The following is a 15,980-nucleotide window of genomic DNA, read 5'->3' as shown; positions in this document are numbered from 1 at the left end:
ACTTATGTCCGAGCGTACAAAGCAACATTATTGTTTAGTTTTGTTTTTATACGCCGACAAAAATAAGTGATTGAGACTATCGTCCGCTGTCGCACTCTCATCCTTACGAGTAGGTTGCGGTGATTGTTCTCCATGATTTGCTTTTAGTAGCTCAAGCAGCCTCTTCATGTCCTCATTGAGAGCAGGATTGGAGTTATTAGCCTCCAAGCCTTGCAGAATCAAAGCTTCGCCACTCTCAAGGTCGCCATCCAGGCACTTAATGATACCGTTCTTAAATATCCGTAACGGGCTACTCTCTGGCAGCGCATCCAATTTTGACCAAGCTTCCCGAGCAGTTTCCGTATCTCCTACCGAAAACTTAATCAGCCCCGCCTGAAAGTGGGCGGTCCAAAGCTGCGGGTCCAGATCCACCGCTTTTTGCATTGTTTCATATGCCCGCTCGTACATACCGATTTCCGCGTACTCCGCCGCTAACAAGTAGGTATTTTTAGCATTACAGTCCAATGAAATAGACCGTTTAAAAAACAGAATGGCCTTTTCATGATCGCCTTTACCGCTGGCCTGCAAGCCAAGATAAAATAGCTCTTCCGAATCCAGATTATCCATTAAGTCACTCATATCAGACTCCTTAATTAAAACTTCCAACTAATGCCTGAGCCACCAGAGTCCATCCTTCAATAAGCACAAACATCAGAATTTTGACTGGTAGAGATATCGTCAATGGCGGCACCATTATCATTCCCATTGACATCAGCACACTGGCTGAAACCAGATCAATCAATAAAAACGGCAAGAAAATGACAAAGCCAATTTGAAAAGCCGTTTGCAGTTCACTCAGCATAAACGCCGTTATAAGCGACGTATTGGAAATATCATTCAATGTTTCCGGCGATTCTTCTCCCGCCATTTCAATAACAAGCGCAAGATCCTTTTCTCGGGTTTGTCTGACCATAAATTCCCGCATTGGCGCCAAACCTGCGTTCACGGCTTCCGTAAAAACGAGCTCTCCAGCCAAATAGGGCTGCACCGCCTGTTGATCAATTTTGTTAAACACGGGCGCCATCGTAAAAAGAGTCAAAAATAGAGAAAGCGCGATAATCACGGTATTAGGCGGCGTTTGCTGCATACCAAACGCATAACGCAGCATAGACAGGACAATGACTATGCGAGTAAACGACGTCAGGGCGATAAGCAGCGCAGGCGCCAGGCTTAATATGGTCAGTACCGCCAGCACTTGTAGCGCGCTGGCGACTTCGTCAGGAGATGACTTATCCAGTCCGGATAAGTCAACGCCAAATGAAGCCGTAGACGCGTCCGCCCAGCTCAATGATGGAAATAGAAGTAATACCAATAAAGGCAATAAATACCTAATCACTACCTTGCTCACTATTTTCTTCACTCGTTGCAGGCAAGCTCAATGTCTGCATTGCGACGCTTTGTCCGTTATCAACAATCAGCACTTTTCGTCCTTCAACTTCCACCAAGTAGGCCTGAGTTTTAGCATTTAAACGTTTGGTTTCGATATACCGTATCTGCCCAGCCTGAAGAGGGATCGCGCCTTTTTTTGCAAGAAAACGACGCACACCCCATAGCACCAGGGCGAGTAAAACAAGAATAAAAAGCAGTAGCGTATATACGCCGCTAAACTCATGGGTAGGTTGACCGCCTTTGTCTTTGAACGGCAATTCATTGAGAGGAATCGCTTCAATTCCTCCTTGATTGTCTTGTGCTACCCGAGACGATTCTGTATTGGGAGTTGGCTTTTCGCCTGCTACTGCAGACTCTGTTTCCACCTGAGTTAAGGACGGCGCGACGCGCGGACTCTCAGCCTCTCCGCTTGTCGCCCCTATAGCCACAGTAGATATCAACGCCGCCACAGAAAGATAATAGGCAGGAATCAACCGTCTCATTTTTAACGACTGGTCTCAGTGATTTGAATACCGAATACATCATCCACCGCCACCAGTTTCCCACGCGCGACGACCTTGCCGTCCAGCAACAGCTCGATTGGATCATTCAGTTGCTTGTTCATTTTTACAACAGATTCATTTGTCAGCGCCGTCAGTTCAGCAACGGTCAGATTGGCGTCACCGAGATATACATCCAGCGTCACTTTAACGTTTTTCACCAAATCCAGCGGATCGCTTCTAAGCTTCGCGCCCGTCTCGCTTGACTTCATCGGTTCCAGTATTACCTCTTCCACAAGCGCGTCAGTATTCGTTTCTTTCACGTCTTTCTCTTGAGACATCGATATCAACCTTTAATATTCAATAGCTTAACTGACTTAAAACCTTCACTTTCGCCCAGACTGGCTTTAAAGCGCAAAGCGTTATCTTGAGTAAACACCAACGCAGGATCCGTCAGTTTATGGTCCAGTTTAATAACATCGCCCACCTGCAGACTGGTCACTTCTTGCACGGTCAGTTCCACCGAACTCAAACGGACAGACAGCTTTGCCGCCAGCGCCCCACAAGAACTCAACAACGGCTCAGGGGCCTTTAAGGCGAGATGACTCTTACTCACATCAGCAGAGAAGTGTTTTTCAATGACCTGTGGAGACCACAGAAGAACAACGCTTGCGGTGGGCCAAGTCATAGTGACTTGAAGCCAGCCTGACGCATGCTCTCTGGCATACTCTGATGGTTGTTCTGCCTCCCCCTGTGGAGCTAGCCCCCATGGCTCCATTAACTCACTCACTGCTTGCTTGATCAGCCTGGAAACCAACTTATGACTGACATCCTCGTCGGCCAGTTTTTCTTTCAGCAGTAGAGAAGACCACTCGCTATGGTCGGCTCGCAACACGAAGACGCCCGGCGCGCTTGATGCCTGAGCGTCGGCTGATGCAACCCGCTGCAGCAACTGACTGTCGATATCCTGACTCTGCGCCAGACTTACGCTGACAGCAGCGTCCTCTCCCACCCATTCTCCATACCAGGCTGCGGCGCATGCAGACGCCTCCGCTTCAATACGCTTTAATAACGAAGCGCCCCAAAGGCTATAAGGCCTGACCGGCATTACCGTCCCCTTACGCTGTTGTACAAATTCTCTATCATCTCATTAGAGACGTTCATGACCTGAGAACTGGCCTGGTATCCCCGCTGGATGATGATAATTTCCGCGAACTCTCTGGAAAGCTCTACATTGGAAAGCTCGATGCTCTCGCCTTTTATTTTTCCAAATCCACCAGAATTAGCTGCACCGATAGTCATACCCGCGTCTTCGCCAGCTCTGAATAAAGAGCCGCCTTCCGAAGTCAGGGCATTAACATTCATGAAGTTGGCCATAGCCACCTGGGGCCCAGTTTTTTCTTGACCATTGGAGTATTTGAATGCGATGACGCCGTCTTCTTGAAACGAAAACTCCGTCACCCGACCTGCCTCAAAGCCGTCAACATCAGAAACTTCAACTGAGTTGACGCCACTTAGAGATGTCAGGCCGCTTAAGGACAAGTCAAAATTGGCGGTGGCCTCTGTTCCCCTATCAACCAATGCGATTCTCGGCCCTTCAGCAGTATTGCCATTTGAATAGGCAAGGTGCGCTACGCCTTTTTCGTCGAAGGTCACCTTCTCTAACATGCCTTTTTCTTTTCCGTCAGCAGTGGGCGACACCCCGTCTGTCGCATCGACTTTTTGAGTCAGGCTTTTACTATCCGATTCATAAAACTTTAATTCCACACTAAGCGCCGTATCGTCACTGTCCGGTATCGATGCAGAAAAAGTTCTACTTTCCGCCGCTAAAATTCCGTTTGAGTCAAAATTGAGCGAATAAGGGCCGGACACCAATTCGCCCTCAGTATCTCTCAGCGTTACATTCCATACGTTCGCTGCTTGCTTAGTAAACTCCATGTTGATCTGCAGCTTTTCTCCATTGCTTTGCATGACTTCAAAGGAGATGGGGTCCTCCCCTTCCGCCGGAAAGTTCGCAAAATCAGCAAGTTCGGGATTCAAGTTACCAAACGCCTGCACTTTAGCGGTCGGCTTTGCAGGGTTCTCTTTCAGATCTTTAAGGCTAAAGTCCGTAATGACTCCCTCGGAGTTAACTCCGGCTACTCTCTTACCACTACCGGCGACAACCAAATTCCCATCAACGTCAAAAGAAAACTCGCCGCCATGAATATAGTCCGGCTCGCCTCCCTCATTGTTTCTGGCCATGAATAAAACTTCATCGTCCAGGTTGAAGGCCAACGCGGGAGCAGAAGTGAAGTCGCCATCAGTAAAGGCGTACTCGCCATCTTGTTTGAAAACCTCCTTGGCTTTTTCCGCGCTCAATACGGAAAAAGGCAGATAGTTTATTGACAGGTTGGCGTCTTCAGCACGAATGGAGCCATCTGCGCTGAAAGTGACAATCGTCTCAGGCGCGACAAAATTACCTTGCTGGTCTTTCAGCTGCATCGCCCATTGCGAACCAAACTTCTTGACGAAGGCAACGCGAACGGTACGCTTAACGCCCTGATTATCAATCACATCAATAGTCAGCGGAGAATCTGAACTTGAGTTAACCGTTCCCCCTTCCGAAGTACCCGCGTCAATATTGCCTTTTATTGTGGCCTTAGTCGTAGCGGACGCTTCGGTAAACATATTCGCTTTTATGTTCAGGTCCGATAGCTTATTTCCCCCACCTAAAGCAGCGACTCTGCGATTGGAGTTTTGGTCAACGAGATAACCATCGTTATCCAGACGGAATTGGCCTGCTCTGGTGTACAGGTTTTCACCGTCCCCGCGTAAAATAAAAAATCCCGCCCCATCAATGGCGAGGTCAGTATTATTGCCGGTGGTAGTGAGGTCGCCGGCAGTGAAACGCACGCCGCCGTCATTTACCTTAACGCCGTCATAATGAGAGCCCTGGCCGTCACTGTAGGGATTCAGCTCCTGAAAAAACACGTCACGCCCTTTGAAGCCTGGCGTATTCAGGTTTGACACATTGTTGCTTGAGTTTTCCAACCCTTTCGAGAAGCCAAGCATCCCGCTCAAGCTGGAATATATTGAACTCATGCTCATAAACGCACCTCCTTATTCGCGCACCAGAGAAATTCTTGAAGGACTGATTCCCACAATAGGCGTGCCATCTTCCTGGACCATCGTTATTTCAGGCTTTCCATTATTAAAGGTAATGGTTGAAACTTTGCCGACAGCAAATCCCTGCTCATCATTTACTTGCACCGTTTTTCCTATCAGGCCGACGGTTTGAGCCACAGATTGCACATCCAGCAAGCCTTCGATGTTCTCATTCGTTCTGGTCGCGGTCTCCAACGAAGAAAACTGAGCCAGCTGCGCAATAAACTCTCTGTTATCGACTGGCTCCAATGGATCCTGGAAAGTCAGCTGCGTCAGGAATATTTGCAGGAAGTCTTCGATTCCCACCGTGTTCTGCTTTAATCCGCCAGCTTCGGCGCTCACTCGCGCTATAGAATCTATCGCCATACAACCTATTCCTGATTAAAAGTGTTTCTAGCCGTCACTGCTGACAAGCTGTCCTTGTCTTCATGAAGCGGTTTACCGTTAAACATAAAGCTGAGTTGATCTTCATCGCACCCAAGCGTCTCTACAATCACTTTGCTTAAGTCCAACAGCGCTTGTTTGTGCTGCTGTTTGTAATCCCTTATCCATACCACCAGCTTGTCTCCGTTTTTAGTGATATGAATATTGGTGGCGGGATAAAGCTCTCCCAACAATTGAGAGACGTACTCCGTGGAGCGCGTCGTCACCAAACGATTACTCCTGCCAGCGCTCTGTCGCTCATCCAGGCTCGGCGGTTGCCTCATACCCACCAGCGTATCCGCACTCTTGGCATTTATCACTTTAGCGCCCTTGTCGACAGTTGGCGGCGCAATAGGTGCGTTATTGATAACCGAAATACTGCTCGCTAAAGAACTTTTTACAATCGCCTCATTCGCGACACCTGACTGGAGCAAGCTTAAAGTTGACGACGCTGACTCATTTGCCGTTGGGGTTATGTTTGCATCCCCGTCCAATGCCAGCTTTGCAGGTGAATCATCGCCAGGCGTCAAGTCAATGTCCGCTTCCAGTGTAGACAACCATTTTGCTTTGATCCCTGGTCCAGAAGCGCCGGACTTGTCTTGCCAATCACCGATGAGTTTGTCGACGACTCCAGCATTAAGCTCCATATGACAGCTCCGTGGATCGCAGGTTTTTAGGGTTGTTCAGCTCGGATATATCTCGCTCAGTCCGCTGCTCCAGTTCAGCCCATTGCGAACTACGTTCATCGAGCATCTTCTGTTTAATGACTTCCTGAGCCGCCTCCAGTTGCGCCAGCTTTTCGAGTTGTATCCGCAAATCGGACTCCGCTTCGTTAATGCTCCTATCAAGCGTCTGCACATCCTGGGCCGCCGAATTTAACCAACCGCCTATTTCACTCAGTCTGTGGAGATCCAACTGCGCCCCCGGTTGTTGCATCGCTCTGAACTCAGACTCTTGTATATCGATCTGTTCAAGCAGTGATTTCTTAGTTTTGCAAAGCCCAGTCAAAACACTGTCAATTTCGATAAAGTCCCGGCGCACTTGAATAAGTTCCAGTTTGTTTTGGTTATTTACGATGCTGATTGCGCGCTCGCGCTTCGACATTTTCATAAACGCACTCGATTATTCCCTTAGCCTAATGGGAAAACTCCAATCAATTACTTTCCAGATAAAACTTGTTTTAGCGCGGCGACAATGTCCCTACTAACTCCACTTTCGCCTTCAGACTGAGAGATAAACTTGTTGAGAGACTTATGTACCCGAATAGCCAAATCGATGTCAGGATCTCCGCCTTGTTTATATGCTCCCAACTCAATCAGTTCCTTGGATTCCTGATATAGACTTTCGAGCCGGATCAATTCTCTTACAGCCGCTTGCTGCTCTTTGCCTGTCACTCGCTGGAAAAGACGGCTCATGCTTTCGCGAATATCAATGGCGGGAAATATCCCCTGATGAGCCAGGCGCCGCTTGAGCATGATATGGCCATCCAAGATAGAACGAACCGTATCTGAGACAGGTTCATTGAAGTCATCGCCTTCAACCAAAACTGTATATAACGCCGAGATAGAGCCGCCGCTTTTGAATATTCCCGCACGCTCCGTCAGCCTTGGCAGTAAAGAGAACGTCGAGGGCGTATAACCCCTTGACGTTGGCGGCTCGCCGATCGCGAGTCCTATTTCACGTTGCGCCGTGGCCAGTCTGGTAATGGAGTCCATATACAGCATGACGTGCTTGCCTTGATCTCTGAAATATTCCGCGATAGCCGTAGCGACAAATGCAGCATGAACGCGCACCAGAGCAGGCTCGTCCGCTGTGGCCGCGACAACAACGCTTTTCTTCAGACCATTGGGGCCCAGATTATCCTGAATAAATTCGCTGACTTCTCTACCTCGTTCGCCAATCATAGCGATGACATTTACTTCCGCATCGCATTGCTTGGCGATCATTCCCAATAAGGTGCTTTTACCGACGCCGCTACCTGCGAATATCCCCACTCTCTGGCCTTTGGCCATTGCACAAAAAGCATCAATAACCCTAACCCCCACCCTTAACGGCTCATCACAAGGCGCTCGCTCCATGGGATTAATCGGCTCTTTATATAGTGGGTAACTCTTCCCTGCGCCAGACAGTGGTCCGCCATCAAGAGGCGCGCCAAAAGCATTCACCACTCTGCCTAACATGCCGTCACTGACCGTAACGCTGGCCGGCAGCCCTGTCGCAACGACTTCACTGCCCACATGTATGCCTGTTACGCGCCCCAAGGGCATTAATAGAACCCTGCCATGACGAAAGCCGACGACCTCTGCGGCTATTGAGGTCATTTGACCAGGTGAAAAAACCTCGCAGACCTCGCCCAGAAAAGCATCCGGACCAGCACACTCCAATACCGAACCATAAAACTGCTCCACTCGCCCAATACGACGAACGGTCTCGCATCCCTTGATGGCGTCGATCATTCGAGAAATGGGGTTAGCGTTATCTTTCAAGAGGCCACCACAGCAACAATCTAACTTTTCTCACTATCGGAGAACTCTTCCAGTTTTTGTCGCAAAATTCTCAATTGCGACTCTAAGCGACCATCCCAAGAGCCCGTGTTGGCCTCTACTCGACAGCCGCCAATGTTTATTCTTGAGTCAATTGCAAGCTCTACCTTGCCGGAGCCGCTCGCCAGCTCTCCATCCGCCACTTGGCTTAACAGCGCATAGTCTCGCTGACTCAGATATATTTTGAGGTGGCCAGCATCGCGGATGGCTTCCAGTACGGCGTTCACAGAAGCCAAAACAGCCTCTCGTGAGACCAGCTTTTCCCCTAGTATTTTACAAACTACCGCAAAGCCAACATCAGTAGAGATGGATTCAAGCTGATTAAAGGCTGTATTCGCCTGCGTCTCAATATTCTTCAGTAATACGCTAAACTGCTCCAAAGCCTCTTCAATTTCCTTCTGACTGTGCTTACGCCCTTCTTCGACGCCGGCCTCATATCCCTTCTTTTTCGCCTCATCATAGGTCTCTTGAGTCGCTTCTTTTAACTGACTTTCAAAGTCAGCAAGCCGTCGCTCTAAACCTTCTTTTTCTCGTAACACTTCATCCAACTTACGCTGCATCGCAACGAGTTGCCTGGATGACTCGGACGCCAATGCTTCGTCTATGCTCTCCTCGTTCGATGTAGAAACGCTGGCTTCAAAAGCTTGTTCCGTAAACGCCGTCTTCTGTGGAGCTGAATCAGACGCCTTGGCGTTTTCCGCGCGATAAGAAAGCCGGCGTGAGCCAGCGACAGGCGAAGAGCGTAAAATTTTATCCACGGCTCGCCACCTCTGGCGCTAAGGGCGCATCAGCTGACAACTGGCGTATCAGCTCTCTCCTTACCCGTTCGGACTGGTGGCCTGAAGAGACTGATTTCTGCTGAAGGTGCTGCTTGGTTTTCTTATCCAGGAAGCTATCCAAATGCGCTCTTTGCATTTCGTTCATCGCACAATAGACTAGAGTCTGCAGAGGTAGGCTCAAGTTAAGGAAAGTCGAAACTTCCGCAGAGCTGATAGCTTCCTCTACGCCTGACAACTCCTGGCTTTCTTCCTGTTCCGACAACGCAGCGAAAACATCGTCAAATTCTAGTTTGCGTCGGGCGCGCTTCATCAGCTTAAGATGCTCAATCGCCGCTTGCGCTTTTTTCCTCTGCTCAGGTCCGAGTTGCGCCAGTATCCAGTTCCTGTCGGAACTGGCTAACCCCATAAGGCGCAAAGCAATTAACTTTTCGGGGGAAGCTGCGTTCATACACGATCTACCGAATTAAGCCAGGCTTTTATTTCCGCCAAAGTCTCTTCTCTCTCTGCCGCGCTGAGCTTAGGCTTACTGCGTCCAGAAAACGCCATCAACAGAATAAGGAGAAACAGGGCGACGGCAACCAACGCCACCACAGTTAGTTGCAGGTATTTCAAATTTTCCCATGGCGCCTGCTCTAAATTTGGCTTAGTAGTAGCGACCGCCATTGAAGCCTTTTCAGGTGACTCAGGTTGAAGAACCTGCTCCAGACCGCCAACGCCCATTGCTGCGACATTGATTAGGTCGCCCCGTTCAAAATCCAGCCCTATCGCTGATGCAATCAAGGATTTAACGGCTTCAGTCTGTGCGTCTGAGGCGTTTGCGGGAATAACCACACTGACGGTGATGCGCTCTACATCCCCACCTGCATCAGATAATGTTTCCACCTGCTTGCCATACGCGAACTCTTCTTCTTTCACATCAGAACTGACAACAGAAGAAGGCTTCTTTCTACCCTCCTGCTCAGGGACTTCGTACTGACGATTAACACTGGATTTAATCACCGCGCCTTTGTCGGTTTCGCCAAATGGAACCAGCGTTTCACGAACTCTCTCCACACGCTTGTGATTCAACGCCACGTCAACTCGGACAGCAGTCGTTCCTTCATCAAAGATCTGATTAAGTATCGCTCCGACCTTGTGCTGCAGAAACGCTTCCATCGCACTTTTGCCTTTCAATTGGGCGGACACGGCAGCTTGGTCACCCGTTTCCATCTGGGTCAGCGCCACGCCTTTGTGGTTCAGCAATGTCACTGTCTCAGGTTTCAACCCTTCTACAGACGCAGCGACCAGATTCTGAATGCCATTGATCTGATCCACCGAAAGATATTTGCCTTCTTCCATCACTATCGTCACGGAAGCTTTTGGCTGCTTAGTGTCCTTTTTGAATAAGGAAGACTCTGGTAACACCAAGTGAACGCGAGCGAACTTGATCTCATCAAATGACATGATGGTTCTGGCCAGTTCACCTTGCAGGGCGCGTTGATAATTTATTTTCTGAGCGAACTCCGTCATACCGTAATCCGCTTCATCAAATAGCTCAAAGCCAACCCCGCCATTTAAGGCATAACCTGAAGACGCCAATTTAAGCTTGGCGTTATACAAATCATCTTGAGACACCAATACCTGAGAGCCCTGGGCGCCGAGTTGATAGGGGATTTTCAGCTCATCCAGTTTCTCGGTCAGTTTGGCCGCCTGCTCCGTGTCCAAATCCTTATATAGAACTTGATAATTATGTGAGGTCAACATCATGTATAAGGCCACTCCAGCGCCGACCACAATTAATGTAGCCAATACAAACGCCACTCGTCTGCCGCTGGACCATTCTGACCAAAAACCCGCCATCTGTTACTACCTTTAAATTAAATAGACATTCTCATCACTTCTTGATAGCTCTCAAGAAGGCGATTTCTCACTTCAACCATCAGGCTCATGGATAGCTGCGCTTTATCTAAAGCTATCATCACCTGATGCAGATTTTCGGCGTCTCCAGTAGCCAAAGATCTTGCAGCGCTGTCAGCGGCGGCTATCTGTTGGTTAACCTGCTGGACTTCACCGCCAAGCCAGTCAGCAAAAGAAACACCGCTCGTCTTGGCGGATTTTTGAAGAAGCGAGCTTTCCCCAATTGCGCCGACACCCAATATTGCTTCAACTGTCATTCTTTAACTTCCTATTTCCAGTGCTTTCAACGCCATCGTTTTCGCTGCGCTCATGACGCTGATATTGGCTTCATATGCGCGGGTAGCCAGCATCATGGAGGTCATTTCATCGACTGGATTAATCGCGGGCATTTCCACATACCCCTCGGCATTCGCATGAGGGTGCGCAGGGTCGTATTTCAAGCGAGGCTCAACGTCTCTTTCCACCAACTGCATATCTCCGACCCCTCGCAGAGCGCCGCCAGTCTGCTCAGCCGTCGCGACAGCCATAAGAGGCTTAAAGGAAGCGCCGGCCTTCGACGTAGTGGAATACACATTGGCCAGATTCGTCGCAACCGCTTGCAGCCGGAGCTTTTGGAAATCAAGTCCAGAGCCGCTAATGTCAAAAACTTGCAAGTAATCCATGATTAACGTCCCCCATTAATAGCCAGTTTCATAATTCCGCCTAACTTCGATTTAGCGGTTAGCAGCGCCTGGTAGTTGATGACATTTTTATTCAGCGCCAGGATTTGCTCATCCAGCTCAACTTTCGCCGCCGTTTCTTCCAGAGAGACGAACTGGTTGAAATTCACGTTGTTAATGCGGTCAACCTTATCCGCATCATTCAAGCTGCTGTTGGCGACTGCGTCGATATGTTGCAGAGCGGCCTTAAAGTTAAGAGACATGGCTCTATAGCCTTCTGTCGACGCATTAGCCACGTTTTGGGCGATTAAACGCTGCTGTAGCTGCGCCGCATCTAACGATTTATTCAAGAGTGTCGATGTAACTGAAGTTAAAAATTCCATATATGACTACGCTTTCGAGTTGTTCGCAGCATCGCCGCTTTATTGAATGACTAGCTGCGCATGGAGTGCGCCGGCCGTTTTTATCAGTTGCAGTATCGTAATGACGTCTCGAGTACTGGTCTTAATCTGCCGCAACGCCGTCACAAGATCCGCAATTGAGGCGCCGGAAGATAAGCGAACAGGCTCCGCAACAGACTCTTCAACATCAATTGATGTATCCGGCGTGACCACTGTCGAAACCCCTCTACCAGTTTCTCTTACAAATATTGGCTGCGACACTTGATAGTCAGTGGAAATCACCACTTTGATATTGCCGTGGGAAATAGTGACGTTGTCGATGGTGACATCGCCGCCCGCCACCACAGTCCCTGTTCGTTCGTTGACCACTACCGTGGCGACTCGGTCAGGCTCAATGACCGCATTTTCAATCCGGGTCAAGTAGTCAACAAGATCATATTCGCCAACCGGGGCCAAAACCGAGACCTTACCAGCATGAACGGCCCTTGCTTTGCCAGAACCTAAAGTCTTATTAATGGCGTTCTTGATACGGCTGGCAGTTGTAAAATCCGGCTGATTCAATATGACATTGATATACCCATCCTCCCCGACCAAGTCTGTCGAGAGTCCTCTCTCCACTGAAGCGCCAGAGGGAATAACGCCAACGGTAGGGTGGTTCTTCTGCACTACGTTGCCATTCAGATCGTAACTGAAGCCACCCACGGAAACCTGACCTTGCGCAACCGCATAGATCTTACCGTTCACCGCTTTTAGCGGAGCCAGCAACAGCGTTCCGCCAACCAGGCTTCTGGCGTCTCCCATAGACGAAACATTCACGTCAATCATATCGCCGCTGTTTGCAAAAGGGGGTAGCTTGGCCGTCAATGTCACCGCCGCGACGTTGCGGCTGGCGATTTCGTCAGAATTCAGACTAATGCCAAATTGTTGAAGGGTATTTGCGATACTTTGCAAGGTCGCCTTACTTCTGTGGGTATCGCCCGTGCCCGCCAGTCCGACGACCAGTCCATAACCAAACAATGAGTTTTCTCTCACACCCTCGATTCGAGCCAACTCTTTCAGGCGCACAGATGAGGCGCTGGCTGTTTGCGCTACGACAAAACATATCAACGCCAGCGACCAATAAAGTCGTCTAATAAAGAGACTCATATCAAGCCCACCTTGGTAAGGAACCAGTGAATAAAGCCTCTATCATCGGAATCTCCTAAGATGCCTTTTCCGTTGTATTCGATTTGCGCGTCGGAAATTCTGGTTGAGAGAATCGTATTTTGCGCTGTGATGTCCTCTTCCCTTACCCAGCCGGTTAACTTAATCGTCTGTTTTTCGCCGTTAACCGTAATTTTCTGCTCGCCAGAGATCAGCAGTCTGCCCACATCGTCCTTATCGATAACATCAACACTGACGCGGGCTCGCAACTCACCTTCACGTTGCGTGCTGGCGCCGCTGTTTCTACCTAGTCCAAGTTCAAGGCTGCCCACTTCCGTACGATTGGTTTGCCCAAATGAACCGGAAGCCTCTAATGACTGATTAACCTTCGAGTCGCTGCTCGCGCCGGCTTTAGATACTTCTACAATCAGAACCGTCAGGTTATCGCCTACCCGGTAGGCTTTCTTATCTGACGTCAAAGGCCGGAAGCTGGCCTCATCAAACAGACTCTCGGCAAGTACCAGGTTCGGCAGCCCTAGCACGCTTAACAAACAAAATGCTCGTATTAACCACTTCACAATTAACTTCCTATCCACACTCGACCAGCTGACAGAACCACGCCCAACATGGTTTCTCCACTGCTAACCGACTTTAATTTGACTCGATCGCCCACGTAAGCGTCATGCATGGCCTCAGCTCGACTGCGCAGATACACCGTGCCAACACGCACCTCAACAGAGACAATATCGCCGTTTTTAACTTCCGGAACTGCCCGAAGCATATCCTTGGTAATTGGCTGGCCCGCCCCGACCCGTTTTGAGAACTCTTTACCTTCGAAGTCCCTTCTCGATGCAGGTTCAATACCCGCCGCAGCGACATCAATCAGCTCTCTCTTCAAGGGATGAGAGCCCACCAGCCTCCCTTTATCCGCGTCTACCGAGGGCGTCCAAACTTCCCCCATAGCTGATACGTCAAACCACACTGGCGCACTATTAAGTACTGCGCCGGAAACATCGACGATATCCGCCCAAACGCATATGCGGCGAGACAAAACACCCACTTCCAGGGGACGAATTTGTATTCCCGCTATCTGTTTAGAAACCAGAATGTTTCTTTTCCTGCCGCTTACCGGGGTTACCTCAACCTCTTGAAAACCAGCTTCGACAAGCCAACGCTTTAAATAAGCGCCAGCTTTTTCATCTAGCGCATCCAGGTCGATCTTTTCAGCCGCAACCTTAAGCTGGATATGATCCGGTCCCTCCAATCTCCAGGAGGGCATGCTTACATTAGAACTCCAATGCGTAAGCTGCTTTTGTATTTCCGTTTTGGAAATAGACTCAGCACTAAGCTGACGCGATGAAAGCTGAATAGTCGGCAGCATATTTTCATCCTGAGCCGGGTCCAATCGTACCGCCCCGAGACGACTTAACTCGACTTGCATGACCTGCTTTCTCGCCCCTGGTTCGTTTACACCTATCAAGGTTGCATAAGGGCTTAGCGTCAGGCGATTTTCAGCCGCACACGGCATGCTGCATATTCCTATCGCCAAGCACCAAAATAAGCGCATTAGAACTGACATCAAACGCCGCGAAAGAGATTAACCACGAAGGTCGTTTGTAATCTGCATGATTTCATCCGCCGCTCTGATGACATGAGAATTAGCTTGATAGCCCCGCTGAGCGGTCACCAGCTCCACCAACTCTTTCACCAGATCAACGTTCGAACTTTCCAGAAACCCTTGTTGAATCATTCCCAGCCCATTGGAGCCCGCTTGCGAATAAAGAGGGGCTCCCGCATCATCCGCCGGAATGTACAGCCCTTGTCCAGCAGATTCCAAAGCCTGATCATTGATGAACTTGGCCAGCTGTATTTCGCCAACTTCAAGAACGTCCTCGCCGATCAGTACCTTCACCACGCCGTCGGTGGAAATCTGCATTTTGGCTGCATCGGGCGGAATCTGAATCTGATCAGATAGACGCAACCCGGTAAGCGTTGACAGATAGCCGTCCTCATCGATCTTGAGCGCGCCGTTTCGGGTATAGCCGTACTCGCCGTTTTCCAGCATAACCTCAAAGAAACCGTCTCCACGTATCGCCAGATCCAGTTGATTCTCAGTGACTTTCAGGTCTCCAGAGTCAAATTGCATGGTGACTTCAGCGACCTTTGTCCCCATTCCGACGGAGTTAACCCCTTTTCTTCCTGCCGCCGACGTTGCGGGCTGACGACTGATCAAGTCGCCAAACGCCACCCGACTTTTCTTGTATGCGATGGTGTTAAGGTTCGCCATATTATTTGAGATGGTTTCAATCTGCTTCTGTCCGGCTTGTAAACCAGTTTCAGCCACATACAACGCATCAATCATGAACCGGATCTCCTAAAATTTTCCTAAAGTGCTAATGGCGCTGTCTATTGAGCCGTCATAGGCTTTCAGCACATTGTGCGACAACTGATAATGACGTGTGAGCTCAACCAGTCTTACGATCTCTTCCATTGTATTGACGTTGGACATTTCCAAATAAGACTGCATAACCTGGGTATCTGACGCCTCTGTTGAAGCCTGCATAGATGGATTTTCGAAAAGCCCCTCGCCGGCGTAGCTCAGCTGCTCGGGGTTCTGAAATACAGCTATCGCCAGCTTGTCCAATACAACGCCGTCCTGAACGATTGACCCGTCTGGCTGCACTTCAAAATCAGTATCACTCAGCGCAACAGGTCCGCTACGTCCTAACACTCTCTCCCCCGTGACCAGCCCCAGATAGCCGTCTGGGTTCAGACGCAGTTGCCCCTTCCGAGTGAAAAGCGTTTTATCGCCGGAAGAGGCCATAAGAAAACCCTCTCCATCCAAAGCGATGTCCAAGGCGTTACCTGTCATCTTGAAAGCGCCCTGAGTGAAGTCTTTCTGCAGCGTCAAATCTGGCTCTAGTTTTGCCTCATTCATAAATGCAGTTTGAAACTTATCCACGATCAATTGGTCACGCTTATATGCTGGAGCGCCTTGATTAGATAAGTTCTGACTAATAGTCCGTAAACGTTCCAAATCAGCGTTCAAGGTAAGCTGAATTGCACTTACTACGTCAGCCAT

At 49.4% G+C, this 15,980-nt stretch carries 21 protein-coding genes; all 21 read right to left on the bottom strand.

Translation table 11 applies throughout. The features are described 5' to 3' along the window. Positions 1-27 precede the first annotated feature (27 nt). Positions 28-618: a tetratricopeptide repeat protein gene (locus tag O5O45_RS07285; protein WP_305904561.1), complete on the bottom strand. Its 591-nt coding sequence runs from the start codon at positions 616-618 to the stop codon at positions 28-30. Positions 619-628: 10 nt separating this feature from the next. Continuing rightward, a complete protein-coding gene (gene fliP / locus O5O45_RS07280; protein WP_305904560.1) occupies positions 629-1,387 on the bottom strand; it encodes a flagellar type III secretion system pore protein FliP in 759 nt (252 codons plus the stop codon). Next, positions 1,368-1,910, bottom strand: coding sequence for a flagellar biosynthetic protein FliO (locus O5O45_RS07275; protein ID WP_305904559.1), 543 nt, complete (start codon positions 1,908-1,910; stop codon positions 1,368-1,370). The genes fliP and O5O45_RS07275 overlap by 20 nt, the downstream gene beginning before the upstream one ends. A gap of 2 nt (positions 1,911-1,912) precedes the next feature. After that, positions 1,913-2,248: a FliM/FliN family flagellar motor switch protein gene (locus O5O45_RS07270; RefSeq protein ID WP_305904558.1), complete on the bottom strand. Its 336-nt coding sequence runs from the start codon at positions 2,246-2,248 to the stop codon at positions 1,913-1,915. A gap of 5 nt (positions 2,249-2,253) precedes the next feature. After that, positions 2,254-3,015 carry a FliM/FliN family flagellar motor C-terminal domain-containing protein gene (locus O5O45_RS07265; protein WP_305904557.1) on the bottom strand — a complete coding sequence of 254 codons (762 nt, stop codon included), beginning with the start codon at positions 3,013-3,015 and terminating at the stop codon, positions 2,254-2,256. After that, on the bottom strand, positions 3,015-4,997 hold the full coding sequence (locus O5O45_RS07260) for a flagellar hook-basal body complex protein (protein WP_305904556.1): 1,983 nt from the start codon (positions 4,995-4,997) through the stop codon (positions 3,015-3,017). The genes O5O45_RS07265 and O5O45_RS07260 overlap by 1 nt, the downstream gene beginning before the upstream one ends. 12 nt (positions 4,998-5,009) lie before the next feature. Continuing rightward, positions 5,010-5,420 (bottom strand): flagellar hook capping FlgD N-terminal domain-containing protein, encoded by a 411-nt coding sequence (locus O5O45_RS07255; RefSeq protein ID WP_216739842.1) that lies wholly within the window; start codon positions 5,418-5,420, stop codon positions 5,010-5,012. A 5-nt stretch (positions 5,421-5,425) separates the two neighbouring features. Further along, positions 5,426-6,124: a hypothetical protein gene (locus O5O45_RS07250; protein WP_305904555.1), complete on the bottom strand. Its 699-nt coding sequence runs from the start codon at positions 6,122-6,124 to the stop codon at positions 5,426-5,428. Continuing rightward, positions 6,114-6,587 (bottom strand): hypothetical protein, encoded by a 474-nt coding sequence (locus O5O45_RS07245; protein ID WP_305904554.1) that lies wholly within the window; start codon positions 6,585-6,587, stop codon positions 6,114-6,116. The genes O5O45_RS07250 and O5O45_RS07245 overlap by 11 nt, the downstream gene beginning before the upstream one ends. Before the next feature lie 47 nt (positions 6,588-6,634). Beyond that, complete coding sequence (locus tag O5O45_RS07240; protein WP_305904553.1) at positions 6,635-7,963, bottom strand: FliI/YscN family ATPase; 1,329 nt, start codon at positions 7,961-7,963, stop codon at positions 6,635-6,637. A gap of 20 nt (positions 7,964-7,983) precedes the next feature. Then, entirely contained in the window at positions 7,984-8,778 is a 795-nt protein-coding gene (locus O5O45_RS07235; RefSeq protein ID WP_305904552.1) for a FliH/SctL family protein, read from the bottom strand. Continuing rightward, on the bottom strand, positions 8,771-9,247 hold the full coding sequence (locus O5O45_RS07230; RefSeq protein ID WP_305904551.1) for a hypothetical protein: 477 nt from the start codon (positions 9,245-9,247) through the stop codon (positions 8,771-8,773). The genes O5O45_RS07235 and O5O45_RS07230 overlap by 8 nt, the downstream gene beginning before the upstream one ends. Then, positions 9,244-10,638 (bottom strand): flagellar basal-body MS-ring/collar protein FliF, encoded by a 1,395-nt coding sequence (gene fliF, locus O5O45_RS07225; protein ID WP_305904550.1) that lies wholly within the window; start codon positions 10,636-10,638, stop codon positions 9,244-9,246. The genes O5O45_RS07230 and fliF overlap by 4 nt, the downstream gene beginning before the upstream one ends. 17 nt (positions 10,639-10,655) lie before the next feature. Next, positions 10,656-10,952, bottom strand: a complete 297-nt coding sequence (gene fliE, locus O5O45_RS07220) for a flagellar hook-basal body complex protein FliE (RefSeq protein WP_216739848.1) — start codon at positions 10,950-10,952, stop codon at positions 10,656-10,658. A 3-nt stretch (positions 10,953-10,955) separates the two neighbouring features. Next, positions 10,956-11,357 (bottom strand): flagellar basal body rod protein FlgC, encoded by a 402-nt coding sequence (gene flgC / locus O5O45_RS07215; RefSeq protein ID WP_216739849.1) that lies wholly within the window; start codon positions 11,355-11,357, stop codon positions 10,956-10,958. Positions 11,358-11,359: 2 nt separating this feature from the next. After that, positions 11,360-11,704 (bottom strand): flagellar basal body rod protein FlgB, encoded by a 345-nt coding sequence (locus O5O45_RS07210; protein ID WP_253938690.1) that lies wholly within the window; start codon positions 11,702-11,704, stop codon positions 11,360-11,362. Between the two features lie 72 nt (positions 11,705-11,776). Then, the gene (locus O5O45_RS07205; RefSeq protein ID WP_305904549.1) at positions 11,777-12,901 is read right to left on the bottom strand and encodes a flagellar basal body P-ring protein FlgI; all 1,125 of its coding nucleotides are present in this window, start codon (positions 12,899-12,901) and stop codon (positions 11,777-11,779) included. After that, a complete protein-coding gene (locus O5O45_RS07200; protein ID WP_305904548.1) occupies positions 12,898-13,476 on the bottom strand; it encodes a flagellar basal body L-ring protein FlgH in 579 nt (192 codons plus the stop codon). Before O5O45_RS07200 ends, O5O45_RS07205 begins: the two co-directional genes overlap by 4 nt. 2 nt (positions 13,477-13,478) lie before the next feature. Then, positions 13,479-14,339, bottom strand: a complete 861-nt coding sequence (gene flgA, locus O5O45_RS07195; RefSeq protein ID WP_305904547.1) for a flagellar basal body P-ring formation chaperone FlgA — start codon at positions 14,337-14,339, stop codon at positions 13,479-13,481. A 156-nt stretch (positions 14,340-14,495) separates the two neighbouring features. Then, complete coding sequence (gene flgG / locus O5O45_RS07190) at positions 14,496-15,260, bottom strand: flagellar basal-body rod protein FlgG (protein ID WP_305904546.1); 765 nt, start codon at positions 15,258-15,260, stop codon at positions 14,496-14,498. 12 nt (positions 15,261-15,272) lie between these two features. Then, positions 15,273-15,980, bottom strand: a complete 708-nt coding sequence (locus O5O45_RS07185) for a flagellar hook basal-body protein (protein ID WP_305904545.1) — start codon at positions 15,978-15,980, stop codon at positions 15,273-15,275.

The organism is Hahella sp. HNIBRBA332 (assembly GCF_030719035.1).
In the GTDB taxonomy this organism is placed as follows: Bacteria; Pseudomonadota; Gammaproteobacteria; order Pseudomonadales; family Oleiphilaceae; genus Hahella.
This window is presented reverse-complemented; position numbering and strand designations above follow the sequence as displayed.

What these genes read in the sequence shown, in the direction of transcription:
- O5O45_RS07285 (WP_305904561.1), bottom strand. Translation starts at nt 618, where the DNA reads ATGAGTGACTTAATGGATAATCTGGATTCGGAAGAGCTATTTTATCTT.
- O5O45_RS07275 (WP_305904559.1), bottom strand. Translation starts at nt 1,910, where the DNA reads ATGAGACGGTTGATTCCTGCCTATTATCTTTCTGTGGCGGCGTTGATA.
- O5O45_RS07270 (WP_305904558.1), bottom strand. Translation starts at nt 2,248, where the DNA reads ATGTCTCAAGAGAAAGACGTGAAAGAAACGAATACTGACGCGCTTGTG.
- O5O45_RS07265 (WP_305904557.1), bottom strand. Translation starts at nt 3,015, where the DNA reads ATGCCGGTCAGGCCTTATAGCCTTTGGGGCGCTTCGTTATTAAAGCGT.
- O5O45_RS07260 (WP_305904556.1), bottom strand. Translation starts at nt 4,997, where the DNA reads ATGAGCATGAGTTCAATATATTCCAGCTTGAGCGGGATGCTTGGCTTC.
- O5O45_RS07255 (WP_216739842.1), bottom strand. Translation starts at nt 5,420, where the DNA reads ATGGCGATAGATTCTATAGCGCGAGTGAGCGCCGAAGCTGGCGGATTA.
- O5O45_RS07250 (WP_305904555.1), bottom strand. Translation starts at nt 6,124, where the DNA reads ATGGAGCTTAATGCTGGAGTCGTCGACAAACTCATCGGTGATTGGCAA.
- O5O45_RS07245 (WP_305904554.1), bottom strand. Translation starts at nt 6,587, where the DNA reads ATGAAAATGTCGAAGCGCGAGCGCGCAATCAGCATCGTAAATAACCAA.
- O5O45_RS07230 (WP_305904551.1), bottom strand. Translation starts at nt 9,247, where the DNA reads ATGAACGCAGCTTCCCCCGAAAAGTTAATTGCTTTGCGCCTTATGGGG.
- fliF (WP_305904550.1), bottom strand. Translation starts at nt 10,638, where the DNA reads ATGGCGGGTTTTTGGTCAGAATGGTCCAGCGGCAGACGAGTGGCGTTT.
- fliE (WP_216739848.1), bottom strand. Translation starts at nt 10,952, where the DNA reads ATGACAGTTGAAGCAATATTGGGTGTCGGCGCAATTGGGGAAAGCTCG.
- flgC (WP_216739849.1), bottom strand. Translation starts at nt 11,357, where the DNA reads ATGGATTACTTGCAAGTTTTTGACATTAGCGGCTCTGGACTTGATTTC.
- O5O45_RS07205 (WP_305904549.1), bottom strand. Translation starts at nt 12,901, where the DNA reads ATGAGTCTCTTTATTAGACGACTTTATTGGTCGCTGGCGTTGATATGT.
- flgA (WP_305904547.1), bottom strand. Translation starts at nt 14,339, where the DNA reads ATGCAAGTCGAGTTAAGTCGTCTCGGGGCGGTACGATTGGACCCGGCT.
- flgG (WP_305904546.1), bottom strand. Translation starts at nt 15,260, where the DNA reads ATGATTGATGCGTTGTATGTGGCTGAAACTGGTTTACAAGCCGGACAG.
- O5O45_RS07185 (WP_305904545.1), bottom strand. Translation starts at nt 15,980, where the DNA reads ATGGCTGACGTAGTAAGTGCAATTCAGCTTACCTTGAACGCTGATTTG.